13 protein-coding genes are annotated in these 12,980 nt (G+C 73.9%); 5 read left to right on the top strand and 8 right to left on the bottom strand.

Annotated features, from left to right (window positions below; genetic code table 11):
• Positions 1 to 83: 83 nt before the first annotated feature.
• A complete protein-coding gene (locus HN013_RS28275; protein WP_171171194.1) occupies positions 84 to 2,009 on the top strand; it encodes an anthranilate synthase family protein in 1,926 nt (641 codons plus the stop codon).
• 222 nt (positions 2,010 to 2,231) lie between these two features.
• Here the strand turns inward: HN013_RS28275 and HN013_RS28270 are convergent, their stop codons facing one another.
• From HN013_RS28270 to HN013_RS28255, 4 genes are read right to left on the bottom strand one after another with little or no spacing between them, the layout of a single operon-like run.
• Positions 2,232 to 3,266 (bottom strand): 6-phosphofructokinase, encoded by a 1,035-nt coding sequence (locus HN013_RS28270; RefSeq protein WP_171171192.1) that lies wholly within the window; start codon positions 3,264 to 3,266, stop codon positions 2,232 to 2,234.
• Between the two features lie 49 nt (positions 3,267 to 3,315).
• Positions 3,316 to 4,002, bottom strand: a complete 687-nt coding sequence (locus HN013_RS28265) for a response regulator transcription factor (protein ID WP_171171190.1) — start codon at positions 4,000 to 4,002, stop codon at positions 3,316 to 3,318.
• Positions 3,999 to 5,252, bottom strand: a complete 1,254-nt coding sequence (gene macS / locus HN013_RS28260) for a MacS family sensor histidine kinase (RefSeq protein ID WP_249375519.1) — start codon at positions 5,250 to 5,252, stop codon at positions 3,999 to 4,001. The genes HN013_RS28265 and macS overlap by 4 nt, the downstream gene beginning before the upstream one ends.
• A 38-nt stretch (positions 5,253 to 5,290) precedes the next feature.
• Positions 5,291 to 6,061 (bottom strand): 1-acyl-sn-glycerol-3-phosphate acyltransferase, encoded by a 771-nt coding sequence (locus tag HN013_RS28255; protein ID WP_171171263.1) that lies wholly within the window; start codon positions 6,059 to 6,061, stop codon positions 5,291 to 5,293.
• A gap of 159 nt (positions 6,062 to 6,220) precedes the next feature.
• Between HN013_RS28255 and HN013_RS28250 the strand changes: the two genes are divergently transcribed.
• The 4 genes from HN013_RS28250 (at position 6,221) to HN013_RS28235 (ending at position 9,256) form a co-directional block, all read left to right on the top strand.
• On the top strand, positions 6,221 to 6,988 hold the full coding sequence (locus HN013_RS28250; RefSeq protein ID WP_171171188.1) for a carboxylesterase: 768 nt from the start codon (positions 6,221 to 6,223) through the stop codon (positions 6,986 to 6,988).
• The gene (locus tag HN013_RS28245; RefSeq protein ID WP_171171186.1) at positions 6,981 to 7,526 is read left to right on the top strand and encodes a hypothetical protein; all 546 of its coding nucleotides are present in this window, start codon (positions 6,981 to 6,983) and stop codon (positions 7,524 to 7,526) included. The genes HN013_RS28250 and HN013_RS28245 overlap by 8 nt, the downstream gene beginning before the upstream one ends.
• Before the next feature lie 160 nt (positions 7,527 to 7,686).
• Positions 7,687 to 8,304, top strand: a complete 618-nt coding sequence (locus HN013_RS28240) for an RNA polymerase sigma factor (RefSeq protein WP_171171184.1) — start codon at positions 7,687 to 7,689, stop codon at positions 8,302 to 8,304.
• Positions 8,297 to 9,256 carry a CU044_5270 family protein gene (locus tag HN013_RS28235; RefSeq protein ID WP_171171183.1) on the top strand — a complete coding sequence of 320 codons (960 nt, stop codon included), beginning with the start codon at positions 8,297 to 8,299 and terminating at the stop codon, positions 9,254 to 9,256. The genes HN013_RS28240 and HN013_RS28235 overlap by 8 nt, the downstream gene beginning before the upstream one ends.
• A gap of 170 nt (positions 9,257 to 9,426) precedes the next feature.
• Here HN013_RS28235 and HN013_RS28230 read toward each other — a convergent pair whose 3' ends face one another.
• From HN013_RS28230 to HN013_RS28215, 4 genes are all read right to left on the bottom strand, one after another.
• A complete protein-coding gene (locus tag HN013_RS28230; RefSeq protein ID WP_171171180.1) occupies positions 9,427 to 10,179 on the bottom strand; it encodes an endonuclease/exonuclease/phosphatase family protein in 753 nt (250 codons plus the stop codon).
• Between the two features lie 79 nt (positions 10,180 to 10,258).
• Positions 10,259 to 11,200 (bottom strand): ROK family glucokinase, encoded by a 942-nt coding sequence (locus tag HN013_RS28225; protein ID WP_171171178.1) that lies wholly within the window; start codon positions 11,198 to 11,200, stop codon positions 10,259 to 10,261.
• A gap of 114 nt (positions 11,201 to 11,314) precedes the next feature.
• A complete protein-coding gene (locus HN013_RS28220; protein WP_171171170.1) occupies positions 11,315 to 11,800 on the bottom strand; it encodes a DUF5304 family protein in 486 nt (161 codons plus the stop codon).
• A 79-nt stretch (positions 11,801 to 11,879) separates the two neighbouring features.
• Positions 11,880 to 12,980 (bottom strand): ArsA family ATPase (locus HN013_RS28215; RefSeq protein WP_171171169.1); only part of this gene is annotated, 1,101 nt, incomplete at its 5' end.

Below are 12,980 nucleotides of genomic sequence, written 5' to 3'. Positions count from 1 at the left end.
CGATCCACGCACGAAGGCCGCCCCGAGGGGCGGCCTTCGGTGCATCCGCGGCCGTTCCTCCCCTCCTCCGGAAGGAACCCCTCATGCCGCACCCCGACACCGCAGCCCTCCTGCGCCGGCTCGCCTCCCCCGGCTGTCCGCCGTTCGCCCTGCTCCACCGCCGCACCCCCGGCCTCTCCGGGGACACCGTCGAACTCCTCATCGGACCCGTCGCCGAGGCCGGGCGGCTGGCGGACATCCCCCTGCCCGAGGGCCCACCGGCCGGTTCCGGGCCCGTGCTCGACGCCCTGGCCCTGATCCCCTTCCGGCAGCTGCGCGAGCGCGGCTTCGAGGTCCACGACGACGGGACGCCGCTGCTCGTCCTCCGGCCGGAGGAGACGTACGAGCTGCCGCTCGCGGAGGTCCTGGCCGCGCTGCCCGCGCACGAGGTGCGGGTGGAGGGCGGGGCGTTCGACGTCGACGACGCGGAGTACGGGCGGATCGTCGAGCGGGTCGTCCGGGACGAGATCGGCGCCGGCGAGGGCGCCGACTTCGTCGTCCGCCGCACCTTCGAGGGCGAGGTGCACGGCTTCACCGCCGCCGACGCGCTGGCCCTCTTCCGGCGGCTGCTGTCCGGCGAGCGCGGCGCGTACTGGACGCACCTCGTGCACACCGGCGGGCGGACGCTGGTGGGGGCCAGCCCCGAGGTCCACGTCCGGATGTCCGGCGGCACGGTGGTGATGAACCCGATCAGCGGCACCTACCGCTATCCGGCGGGCGGGCCCACCGCGGACGGGCTGCTCGCGTTCCTCCACGACCGGAAGGAGGTGGAGGAGCTGTCCATGGTCGTGGACGAGGAGCTGAAGATGATGTGCACCGTCGGCGACCGGGGCGGCGTGGTGATCGGTCCGCGGCTGCGGGAGATGGCCCATCTCGCGCACACCGAGTACGAGCTGCGGGGGCAGTCGTCGCTGGACGTGCGCGAGGTGCTGAAGGAGACCATGTTCGCCGCGACGGTCACCGGGTCGCCGGTGGAGAACGCGTGCCGCGTCATCCGCCGCCACGAGGCCGGCGGGCGCGGCTACTACGCGGGCGCGCTCGCCCTCCTCGGCCGCGACGCCGGCGGCGCCCGGACCCTGGACTCCCCCATCCTCATCCGCACCGCCGACATCGACCGGCACGGCCGGCTGCGCCTCCCCGTCGGCGCCACCCTCGTCCGCCACTCCGATCCGCGCGCCGAGGTCGCCGAGACCCACGCCAAGGCCGCGGCTGTCCTCGCGGCTCTCGGCGTCGTCCGGCCTCCTGCCGGCCGCCCCGCCTCCGGCGCCCCCGTGCGGCTCGCCGACGATCCCCGGGTGCGGGCCGCCCTCGACGCCCGGCGGGCCGATCTCGCGCCGTTCTGGCTGCGGATGCGGGAGCCGTCCGCCCGTCCGGTGTCCGGGCACGCCCTCGTCGTCGACGCCGAGGACACCTTCACCGCGATGCTCGCCCATCTGCTCCGCGCCTCCGGCCTCGCCGTCTCCGTCCGGCGCTTCGACGAGCCCGGCCTGCGCGACGCCGCCCTCACCCACCCGGGCCCCGTCGTCCTGGGCCCCGGCCCCGGGGACCCCTCCGACGCCGCCGATCCCCGGATGCGGCTGCTGCGCGGGCTGACCGCCGAGCTTCTGGCCGGGCATCGGCACGGGGTGCTCGGGGTGTGCCTCGGGCATGAGCTGATCGCGGCGGAGGTGGGGCTGGAGATTGTGCGGAAGGGGGTGCCTTTTCAGGGGGCGCAGGAGCGGATCGATTTCTTCGGGGTGGGTGAGACGGTGGGGTTCTACAACACGTTTGTGGCTCGGTGTGATGACGCTGCGGCTGGGGAGTTGGGGGCGCACGGGATCGAGGTCAGCCGGGACCTCGGGAGCGGGGAGGTGCATGCGCTGCGCGGGCCGGGGTTCGCGGGGGTGCAGTTTCATCCGGAGTCGGTGTTGACGCGGAACGGGGTGGGGATTGTGGGGCAGTTGCTGTCGGCGGTGGCGACAGTGGGGTAGGCCCCAGTCCCGCCCTTTCACCGTTTCCCGGGGCTCCGCCCCGGACCCCGTGAAAGCGGCTTCGCCGCTTGTCCTCAAACGCCGGACAGGCTGAGACAGCCCGTCCGGCGTTTGAGGACGCGCGCCGCAGGCGCGCTCAAGGGGTGCGGGGGCTTGCCCCCGCAGAAACGGTGAAATGGGGGTGCCCCCTCTGGGGGAGGGACCGGGGCACCCTCCCCACCCTCAGCCGAAGAACACCTTCACCTCCTCATACCGCTCCCGCGGCACCGTCTTCAACCGAGCAGTCGCCTCCGCCAACGGCCGACGCACAATCTCCGTCCCCTGAAGCGCCACCATCACCCCGAAATCCCCGTCCCGCACCGCGTCAACCGCATGCAACCCGAACCGCGTCGCCAGCCACCGGTCGAACGCACTCGGCGTCCCGCCCCGCTGGATGTGCCCCAGGACGGTCGTCCGCGCCTCCTTCCCGGTCCGGCGTTCGATCTCCTTGGCGAGCCACTCCCCCACCCCGGAGAGCCGGACATGGCCGAAGGAGTCGAGGCCGGCGGAGGCGTCCTTGAGGACGAGGTCGCCGTCGACGGGCATGGCGCCCTCGGCGACGACGACGATGGGGGCGTAGCTGGCGCGGAAGCGGGAGGTGACCCAGCCGCAGACCTCGTCGAGGTCGAAGCGCTGTTCGGGGATGAGGATGACGTTGGCGCCGCCGGCGAGGCCCGAGTGGAGGGCGATCCAGCCGGCGTGGCGGCCCATGACCTCGACGACGAGGACACGCATATGGGACTCGGCGGTGGTGTGGAGCCGGTCGATGGCCTCGGTGGCGATGTTGACGGCGGTGTCGAAGCCGAAGGTGTAGTCGGTGGCGGAGAGGTCGTTGTCGATGGTCTTGGGGACGCCGACGCAGGGGACGCCGTACTGCTCCCAGAGCCGGGCGGCGACGCCGAGAGTGTCCTCGCCGCCGATGGCGACGAGGGCGTCGACGCGCTGCGCGGCCAGGTTCTCGCGGATCCTGCGGACGCCGTCGCGCTCCTTGAAGGGGTTGGTCCGGGAGGAGCCGAGCATGGTCCCGCCGCGGGGCAGGATGCCCCGGACCGCGGGAACGTCGAGGGGGACGCCGGCGCCGGTGAGCAGCCCGCGCCAGCCGTCCCTGAAGCCGGTGAACTCGTACTGGTGGTCCTGGACGCCCTTGCGGACGACGGCGCGGATGACCGCGTTGAGCCCCGGGCAGTCACCACCGCCGGTCAGCACTCCGACGCGCATGACGCACACCTTCCCTCCAGCCGGGACGAACCGCCCGGCCGCGGCGGGCTCAGGCGTCGTCGAGACCTCGCTCTATCGCGTAGCGGACGAGCTCCACCCGGTTGTGCAGCTGGAGCTTGCCCAAGGTGTTCTGCACATGGTTCTGCACCGTCCGGTGGGAAATAACCAGCCGTTCCGCGATCTGCTTGTAGGAGAGGCCCTTGGCGACGAGCCGGAGCACCTGGGTCTCGCGGTCGGTGAGGCGCGGTGTCTCCGGCGCGGCGGTCTTGCCGGCGGGGGTGGCCGGGGCGGGTTCGGCGGCGAGGCGGCGGTACTCGCCGAGGACGAGTCCGGCCAGGCCGGGGGTGAAGACGGGGTCGCCGGCGGCGGTGCTGCGGACGGCGGCCAGCAGCTCCTCGGTGCCGGCCGACTTGACGAGGTAGCCGGTGGCGCCGGACTTCACCGCCTCCAGGACGTCCTCGTGCTCGCCGCTGGCGGAGAGGATGAGGACGCGGAGCGCCGGGTTCTCGCCGACGAGCTCCTTGCAGACGGCGACGCCGGGCAGACCGGGCAGGTTGAGGTCGAGGACGAGCACGTCGGGGGCGGCGGCCCGGGCGCGGCGGACGGCCTGGGGGCCGTCGCCCGCGGTGGCCACCACGTCGAACCCGGCGGCGGCGAGGTCACGGGCGACGGCCTCGCGCCACATCGGGTGGTCGTCGACCACCATGACCTTCACGGCCTGTTCCGCAACCGTCATCGGACTCTCTCTTCCGTGCTCTTCCGGGGGACCGTGCTCTTCCGGGGGACTGTCAGCTCTACTTCGGTGCCCTGGCCGGGCACGGACACCAGTTCCGCGGTGCCGCCGAGGTCGCGGAGCCGGCCGCGGATGGAGAGGGCGACGCCCATCCGGCCCTCCCGTTCGGCGTCCGCGAGCCGGCCCTCGGCGATGCCGGGTCCGTCGTCCCGCACGGTGACGATCACCTGGTCCGGTTCGTCCTCGACGAGGATCCAGGCCCGGGCGTCCGGGCCGGCGTGCCGCTCGACGTTGTCGAGGGCGGCGCCGACGGCCGCCGCGAGCTCCGCCGCGGCCGCCGCCTCCAGCAGTACGGGGGTGCCGGGCGCGGAGAGGGTGACCGCGGGGCCGGCGCAGGGGGCGAGGAGGGCCCGCAGGTCGCAGGGGCCTTCGGGGAGGCGGGCGGCGGGGACGGGCAGGGGGTCGGCCGGGGTGTCGGTGAACGGCCCGGAGGGGCGGCGCGGGGGCAGCAGGCCGCCGGCGACCAGGGTGCGCAGGGCGATCTCCTGTTCGCCGGCCATCCGGCCCAGCTCGGCGGCCTCGCCGCCGAGGGCGGCGCCGCGGCGCTGGACCATGGCCAGCACCTGGAGGACGCTGTCGTGGATGTCGCGGGCCAGCCGTTCGCGCTCGCGGTTGGCGGCCTCGATCTGGAGCGCTCGGGCGAGGGTGCGCTCGCTGACGCGCGCGACCTCGACGACGTAGCCGATGGCGATGCTGGCGACCCAGACGAGCAGGACGTCGTGGAGGGTGTCGCGGGGCAGGCCCTCACGTTCGACGGTGTTGGCCAGGGCGACGAGGGTCGCGGCACCGGCCGCCCACCGCCAGCCGCCCTTGATGGCGCAGCCGAGGACCGCGCCGGCGGTCCAGACCGAGGGGAGGGTGGCGGCGCCGTCCTCGATGCGGAACCGGGTGTCCAGCACGCCGGTGAGCAGGATGCCGGTCAGCGCGATGCCGAGGTCCACGACGAGGAAGCATCCGTTACAGCGTTCGGCGGAGGAGACGCGGTTCCAGGTGGCCAGGGTCCATAGGGTGAGTACGCCCATGTAGAGCGCGGCACCGAGCGGATGTGCGTAGTCGTGGTAGTTGGGAATGAAGAGGGCGAGTGCGTAGCAGAGGGTCACGAGCCGGTAGCCGGTGAGCGCCCGCCACAGGGGCAGCTCCACCGACATGCGTACCCGCGCTGAGCGTCCGGTGCCCTCGGCGCCGTCCGTCATTCCCCCCGCCCTTCCCCCCCGCGCGGCCGGAACGCGCGTCACTCAGTGCCCTTGCGCCACTTCTTCTTCTCCGGCTGGTCGAGCCCTGAGGCCTTGGCGGCCTTCTCGGCCTCCTTCTCCTCCTCGGCCTTCTTCTTGGCCGCGTCGGCGATCTGGCGCTTGGCCGCCGTGGCGTAGATGTCCACGTACTCCTGACCGGAAAGCTTCATGATCTCGTACATGACCTCGTCGGTCACCGAGCGCAGGATGAAGCGGTCGCCGTCCATGCCGTGGTAGCGGCTGAAGTCCAGCGGCTTGCCGATCCGGATGCCGGGCCGCATCAGCTTGGGCACGACCTTGCCGGGCGGCTGGATCTTCTCGGTGTCGATCATCGCCACGGGGATCACCGGAGCCCCGGTGGCCAGCGCCACCCGGGCCAGACCGCCCGGCTTGCCGCGGTAGAGGCGGCCGTCGGGGGACCGGGTGCCCTCGGGGTAGATACCGAAGAGCTCACCGCGCTCCAGCACCTCGATACCGCTCTTGATGGCCGCCTCGCCCGCGCCGCGGGCGCCCGAGCGGTCCACCGGGAGCTGGCCGACGCCCTTGAAGAACGCGGCCGTCAGCTTCCCCTTGACCCCGGGGGAGGTGAAGTATTCCTGCTTCGCGATGAACGTGATCTTGCGATCGAGCACCGCGGGGAGGAAGAACGAGTCCGAGAACGACAGGTGGTTGCTCGCGAGGATCGCGGGCCCCTCGGCGGGCACGTTCTCCAAACCCTCCACCCACGGCCGGAAGGCAAGCTTCAGCGACCCGCCGATGGACAGCTTCATAGCGCCGTAGAACAACCGAGAACCTCCTGTGTGTGACGAGGAGACCTTAACCTGCCTACCCGCCGTGCGGCGCTCCGCGTAGGCTGAGGGACAGACCCTGTCCTTCCGCGGCCGTCGCGCGTCGTGCCCGCGGTCACGCTCCATCGATCGGAGATCCCGGTGCCGCTCCTCCCCGGCGCCGAGCCGTTCCGCCATGACGGCGGAGAGGTCGGCGTCCTCGTCTGCCACGGCTTCACCGGTTCCCCGCAGTCCGTACGGCCCTGGGCCGACCACCTCGCGGAGCGCGGGCTGACCGTCTCGCTCCCCCTGCTCCCGGGGCACGGCACCCGGTGGCAGGACATGCAGATCACCGGCTGGCAGGACTGGTACGCCGAGGTGGACCGCGAACTGTGGGCCCTGCGCGAGCGCTGTGCGCAGGTCTTCGTCTGCGGGCTGTCGATGGGCGGTGCGCTGGCCCTGCGGCTCGCGGCCCGGCACGGGGACGCGGTCTCCGGCGTCGCCGTCGTCAATCCGGCCAACAGGATGCACGGCCTCGGCGTCAAGGCCCTGCCGCTCCTCCGCCACCTGGTCCCCACGACCGCCGGCATCGCCAGCGACATCGCCAAGCCGGGCGGCCGGGAGGTGGGTTACGACCGGGTTCCGCTGCACGCCGCGTACTCCTTCCATCGCTTCCTCCAGCTCGTGGACCGCGAACTGCCCCAGGTCACCCAGCCGTTGCTGCTGATGCACAGCCCCGAGGACCATGTCGTCCCGCCCGCCGACTCGACCCGCATCCTGGCCCGGGTCTCCTCGCGCGATGTCACCGAACGACTGCTGGAGCGCAGTTACCACGTGGCCACCCTGGACCACGACGCCCCGGCGGTCTTCGAGGACACGCACGCGTTCATCGGCCGCCTCACCCGACAGGGGACGGCCCCCCGTGGCTGAGCGCGACGCGGGCCACGACCGCGACGACAGCCGGGACCCGCTCGACGAGGACGCGGCCTGGGCCGAACTCGTCGCGGCCTACGGCGAGCAGCCCGACCCGGAGAAGGGCCGCTGGCCCGCGACGGGCGGTGACGGCGCCCCCGCGCCCCCGGCCGACGAGGCGCCCCCGGCGCCCGAGACCCCGCGCCCGCCCGCGCTGCCCGACCGTCCGGGCAGCTTCATCGTCTACGCCCCCGGCGTCGGCCCGCGCGACGCGCCCCTCCCCGACCCCGCGGACGAGGACGACGACGAGGGGCACTTCGTCCCGCCCGAGCCCCCGCCGCTGCCGGCCGGCGACGTCACCTCCCGCTTCGCCTGGATCGCGGTGCTCGGCGGCCCGCTGCTGCTCCTCGTCATGGTGCTGCTGCGGCAGGAACTGACCTGGTGGATCACCACCCTGGGCATCGGCGGCTTCCTCGGCGGCTTCGCCACCCTCGTCCTGCGGATGCGGGACGACGACGAGGACGACGACGATCCGGGGCGCGGCGCGGTCGTCTGACCCCCGTCCCCCTCGCGTACCTCGCACAGGAGCCCGTCCGGACCTTCCGGACGGGCTTCCGCGCGTCCGGGGCGAGAAGGGAACCCGGATCCGGCGAGCGGCGAAGGACGGGTGAAAAGCCCGAGCCTTCACGGCGTTCGCACGGATGAGAGGAGCCCCGATGACCGTCGTACCAGGCGTCAGAAGCTCACCACCGAAGGAGGATTCCGACGCCACGGTGATCGCACGGTCCCAGGACGACCCCGAGGCCTTCGCCGCGCTCTTCGACCGCCACGCCGACTCCGTCCACCGCTACGCGGCCCGCAGGCTGGGTCCCGAGGCGGCGGAGGACGTCATGGCGGAGACCTTCACCACCGCCTTCCGCCTGCGCCACCGCTACGACACCGGGCAGGACAGCGCCCGCCCGTGGCTCTTCGGCATCGCGACCAACCTGATCCACCGGCACCGCCGTTCCGAGGCCCGCCGCTTCAAGGCGCTCGCCGCGCTCCCCGCCGACGTCGGCCACGACGAGGGCCCGGCCGACCGCGCGGTGGCCCGGGCCGGCGCCCAGGGCGTCCGCCGGGAACTGGCCGCCGCCCTGGCCCGGCTCTCGCCCCGCCACCGCGACGTGCTGCTGCTGGTGGCCTGGGGCGACCTCGCCTACGAGGAGGCCGCGCGGGCCCTGGACATCCCCGTCGGCACGGTCCGGTCACGGCTGCACCGGGCCCGCAAGACCCTGCGCGCGGCGCTGGGCGGTATCGACCCCACAGCTTTCCGAGAGGCAGAGACCCATGCGTGAACTCGACCCCGATCTCCGCGAACTCCGCTCCTGGGACGCGGCCGCGGCCCCCCTCACCGACGAGGCCCGGCACCGGGTGCGCGTCCGCCTGTTCGCCGTGATGAACGAGTCGACGGCCCGGCCCGTCCGCCTCCCGCGGCGCGGCCGGCTCGTCCCCCGGATCGCCCTGGCGGGGGCGGTGGCGGCGGCCGTCACGGCGACGCTGCTGGTGACGTCGGACGGCGAGGGACGCCCGCCGGGCGCACCGGCGCCGGAACGGCTGGACTACATGAGCGCGAGCACGGTCCTCGACCGGGCCGCCGCCCGGGAGAAGACCGGCGCGAAGCGTCTCGCCCCGCGCAAGGACCAGTACATCTACACCCGGACCATCGGCGTCGCGGAGGGCTCGGGCAAGCGGTACGTCGCCGAGTCCTGGCACGCGGCCGATCCCTACACGAACTCCTCCTGGGTCTCCGAGACCGGCGAGAAGCCGCACGAGGCCGAGCCCCTGAAGCCCGGCCAGACCCAGTGGCCCGTCCACGACTGGGCCGCCCTGGAGAAGCTGCCCCGCGACCCCGCCGCCCTGCTGGCCGCCGTCCGCAAGGCCGCCCCCTACGACGAGGGAGAGGAATCCACCCCCGAGGGCCGGCGGATGCTCTTCGACAACCTCGCCCGACTCCTCCGCAACGTCCAGGTCCTCCCCGACGGCCTGCGGCCCGCCGCCTACCGCGCCATGGCGACGATCCCGGGCGTGAAGGCGACGCGCGGCGTCGAGGACATCGAGGGGCGTCGTGGTGTCGGCGTCTTCTTCGCCGGGGCGAACGACCTGCGGACGCCGGGGGTGACCTTCGTCTTCGACGAGAAGACGTATGCGTACCTGGGTGATTGCAGGGAGTGGAAGGGTCAGCGGTGCGTCGTGGGGTCGTACCTGGACGACTACGCGGTCACGGACAAGGCGAAGCAGCGGCCCTGACGGGCGGGTGAGCCCCGGACCTCGTGAAAGCGGCTCCGCCGCTTGTCCTCAATCGCCGGACGGGCTGATTTCAGCCCGTCCGGCGATTGAGGACGCGCGCCGCAGGCGCGCTCGGGGGCGCGGGGGCTTGCCCCCGCAAGAAACGGTGAAAGGGAGGGACCGGGGCACCCCTACGCCGGCTCCGCCGGCACCCGCAACGCCGCCAGTACCGGCAAATGATCCGTCGCCGCGCGAAGATCCGCCTCACTCACCCCGGCCAACCCCATCGGCACCCCACACCCCAAAACCTCAACCCCAGGCGTAGCAAACACCGCATCGATCCGCTGCAAAGGATCCCCGAGCCGCGTCGTATGCTCCCGCCCCCACCCCTTCACGGCCCACCCATCCTGCAACTCCCCCGCCAGCAACCCGAACGTCCGCCCCGACGGCCGGTCGTTGAGGTCCCCGGCGACCACGCCGTACGGAACACCGAGCGCCGCCAGCCGCCCGAGGAGCAGCCGACCCTGGGCGTACCGCTCCTCGTCCCGGATGCTGAGGTGGCAGCTGATCACCCCCAGCCGGGCCCGCCCGAAGCGCAGGACGGCGGTGGCGAGACCGCGCTGGTGGAGACCGGGGGTGCGGGGCAGCAGGATGTCCTCGGTGCGCTCCACATGGGGGCGGAGGGTGGAGAGGATCATCGGGCCGGAGGCGGTGGCGCCGCCGGTGACGTAGGTGAGACCGGAGGCCCGGGCGAGCCGGGCGACGGCTTTGCGCCAGCGGAAGAAGCGGGGTGCTTCCTGGACGCAGACGACGTCGGGGGCGCAGGCCCGGATCACCCGGGCGAGCGCCCCCACGTCGTCGCGCATGGAGCGGATGTTGTAGCTGAGCACACGGACCACGGAGGAGTCCGCGTCGGTCGAGGATTCCGGCAGGTCCGCGAGCATGAGCCCTCCGCTGAAGCCGAAGTGGAAGTGGATCCGTCCGATCCGTCCCTCAGATGATCAAGCTCTGCGGACCCTACCGTCAGCCCTGACGGGCCAGGTCCGCGGCCCCCACCAGACCGGCCTTGCCGCCCAGCTGCGCGGCCAGCACCTGGGCGTGCGGACGCCACTTGCCGCCGACGAGCCAGCGGCGGAAGGACTTGCGGATGGGGTCGAGGACCAGGTCGCCCTCGTCGGAGAGGCCGCCGCCGACGATGAACGCCGACGGGTCGAACAGCGAGGCCAGGTCGGCGAGGCCGGCGCCGACCCAGCGGGCCAGCTCGCGGAAGGAGTCGACGGCCACGAGGTCGCCCTGACGGGCGGCCAGGCTGATGTGCTTGCCCTCGATGCCCTCGGGGGTGCCGTCGCCGAGGCCGAGCAGGATCTGCGCGTTCTCGGGGGTGGCGTGGGCGCGCTGGCGGGCGTAGCGGACGAGGGCGCGGCCGGAGGCGTACTGCTCCCAGCAGCCCTGGCTGCCGCAGCCGCACAGCAGGCCGTCGGGGACGACGCGGATGTGGCCGAACTCGGCGGCGACGCCGAAGTGGCCGCGGCGCAGCTTGTTGCCGATGATGATGCCGCCGCCCAGGCCGGTGCCCAGGGTGATGCAGATGACGTCGTCGTGGCCCTGTCCCGCGCCGAAGCGGTACTCGCCCCAGGCCGCGGCGTTGGCGTCGTTCTCGACGACGACGGGGAGGCCGACGCGCTGCTCGACCTTGTCCTTGAGCGCCTCGTGCCGCCAGTTGATGTTGGGGGCGAAGAGGACGGTGGCCCGCTTGTCGTCCACGTAGCCGGCCGCGCCGATGCCGACGGCCTCGACGTCGTGGTCGGCGCTGACGGTGCGCACCGCGTCGGCGATGGCGTCGACGACGCCCTCAGGGGTGTCGGGGGTCGGCACCTTGCATGTCGCGAGGATCGAGCCCTCTTCGTCGACCACGCCGGCCGCGATCTTCGTGCCGCCGATATCGACGCCGATGGTGAGTCCCATGTGTCCCTCAGTCATTCGCTCGAACCCCGCCGCGACAACCGTACCGGAGGCGGGGAGTTCCCTGGTCCCGCCCGATACGGCCGAGGAACCACCGAGGGACCGGCCGGGACCGGCTCAGTCGAGGTCGATCCGCTCCGGACCGCCGCCCGCGGCCTCTCCCCCGCCGTCACCGTCGCCACCGCCGTCCCGTCCGCCGGCCGGCCGGTCCTCGGCCGCGCTCCGGGTCCACCGCTGCTCCTGGCCGCGGACGGCGGCCCGGTACGCGGCGAGCAGCTCGGAGCCGGCCGACGCGAGGTGGTCGAACACGTCGGGATTGCGCTCGATGACGGGCTCGACGACGGCCTTGGCGCGCTCGACGACCTGCTGCACGGCCCCCTGGGCGGCGGCGCCGGCGAGCGGCAGCTGGAGGGAGGAGACCTTGTCGGCGACCGCCTCGACGAGCTTGCGCAGCTCCTCCGCGGCGGAGCCGGGGGCCGGGTCCTGCCCGGCCCGCTCGCGCCTGCGGGCGCGCTCGGCGGCGAGGTCCTCGGCGCAGGCCTTCTCCCAGGCGTCGGGGTCGGGGCCCGCCGGGGAGGCGGGGCGCTCGGTGGCATCGTTCACGACGGACTCCTGGGGCTGGCCTCTTTCCTTCGACGTTACCCGAACGAGGCCCCGCCGTTCAGGGCTCTGCACGCCCCCGTCAGGGTGTCCGGGGCCAGAGGCCGGGGTCGGGCACGAAGCGTACGCAGAGCGCTCCGTCGCGCAGCCCGGCCCCGGCGACCGTGCAGCGGCGCAGGGCGGACGGCAGTGGCAGGGCGCGGCGGAACGGGCCGACGGCGACGATGAGTTCGTCGCCGCGCCGGACCAGGCCGATCCGGTCGCGCTCGGCGCCGGGCAGCGGCAGCCGCCAGACGAGCAGGTTGTCGGTGGCCAGCCGGTCCTCGACGGCGGCGAGCGGGTCCGGGAGGGCCACGGGCTCCGGCTCGGGGCCGGTGGCGGCGGCCAGCTCGGCGAGGTCTGCGGTGCCCCGCGGGTCGCGGCCGAGGTGCGGCAGCTCGTGGACGGGGACGCCGTCGCCCTCGTACTCCACGGTCAGGTCCTTGTGGGCGGTGCGCTGGGCGGCGGTCCGGGCGGCGAGCCAGGGGTCCGCGCTGTCGGGCAGCATCCGGTTGGCCACGACCGCGTCGACGCGGCAGCCGTGGAGGGCGAGCCCCGCGCGGACGCCGCGCAGGGCGTCCCCGGCGAGCGGGCCGGGTTCGGCGACCAGCCGGACGGTGGTGTCCGGGGCGTCGAGCACGTCCTGGACGGCGGCGAGTTCGGCGTCCCAGCGCCCGGCGAGCTCGTAGAGGCGCTGGGCGGGCATGGGCACCCCGGCGAGCTGGGCGAGCACCGGGCGCAGGGCGCGGGCGGCCTGTCGCTCGGGCGGCAGCAGCCGGCGCAGATAGCGGCGGAGCTGTCCGGGCAGGGCGAGCAGGCGGACGGTCTCGTGCCCGGGGGGCATGTCGACGACGAGCAGGTCCCACCCGTCGTCGTCGCGGTGCGCGGCGCGCAGGGCGGCGAGGACGGCGAGGGGTTCGGCGCCGGGGGGTTCGGTGAACTCCTCGGGGTCGAGGGGAGCCGCGCCGAGCAGGTCGAAGAGGGCGGCGCCGCGTTCCTGGAGGTCGCTCGCCAGGGCGGTGAAGTGCTCGCCGGTGGCGACGCGGGCGGCCCACAGCCCGGGGGCGGCCTCGACGGGCGGCGCCCAGGGCCGGTGCGCGTCCCCGCCGCCGGCCGCGAGCGGGGTGCCGAGCGCGGCGTCGGG

It is taken from the genome of Streptomyces sp. I05A-00742 (genome assembly GCF_013055795.1).
Taxonomy (GTDB): domain Bacteria; phylum Actinomycetota; class Actinomycetes; order Streptomycetales; family Streptomycetaceae; genus Streptomyces.
This window is presented reverse-complemented; position numbering and strand designations above follow the sequence as displayed.

Excerpts from the sequence above, each read along its gene's own strand:
- HN013_RS28270 (WP_171171192.1), bottom strand. The coding sequence starts at position 3,266 with ATGCGCGTCGGAGTGCTGACCGGCGGTGGTGACTGCCCGGGGCTCAAC.
- HN013_RS28235 (WP_171171183.1), top strand. The coding sequence starts at position 8,297 with ATGCGTGAACTCGACCCCGATCTCCGCGAACTCCGCTCCTGGGACGCG.
- HN013_RS28255 (WP_171171263.1), bottom strand. The coding sequence starts at position 6,061 with ATGAAGCTGTCCATCGGCGGGTCGCTGAAGCTTGCCTTCCGGCCGTGG.
- macS (WP_249375519.1), bottom strand. The coding sequence starts at position 5,252 with ATGACGGACGGCGCCGAGGGCACCGGACGCTCAGCGCGGGTACGCATG.
- HN013_RS28275 (WP_171171194.1), top strand. The coding sequence starts at position 84 with ATGCCGCACCCCGACACCGCAGCCCTCCTGCGCCGGCTCGCCTCCCCC.
- HN013_RS28240 (WP_171171184.1), top strand. The coding sequence starts at position 7,687 with ATGACCGTCGTACCAGGCGTCAGAAGCTCACCACCGAAGGAGGATTCC.
- HN013_RS28265 (WP_171171190.1), bottom strand. The coding sequence starts at position 4,002 with ATGACGGTTGCGGAACAGGCCGTGAAGGTCATGGTGGTCGACGACCAC.
- HN013_RS28230 (WP_171171180.1), bottom strand. The coding sequence starts at position 10,179 with ATGCTCGCGGACCTGCCGGAATCCTCGACCGACGCGGACTCCTCCGTG.
- HN013_RS28225 (WP_171171178.1), bottom strand. The coding sequence starts at position 11,200 with ATGGGACTCACCATCGGCGTCGATATCGGCGGCACGAAGATCGCGGCC.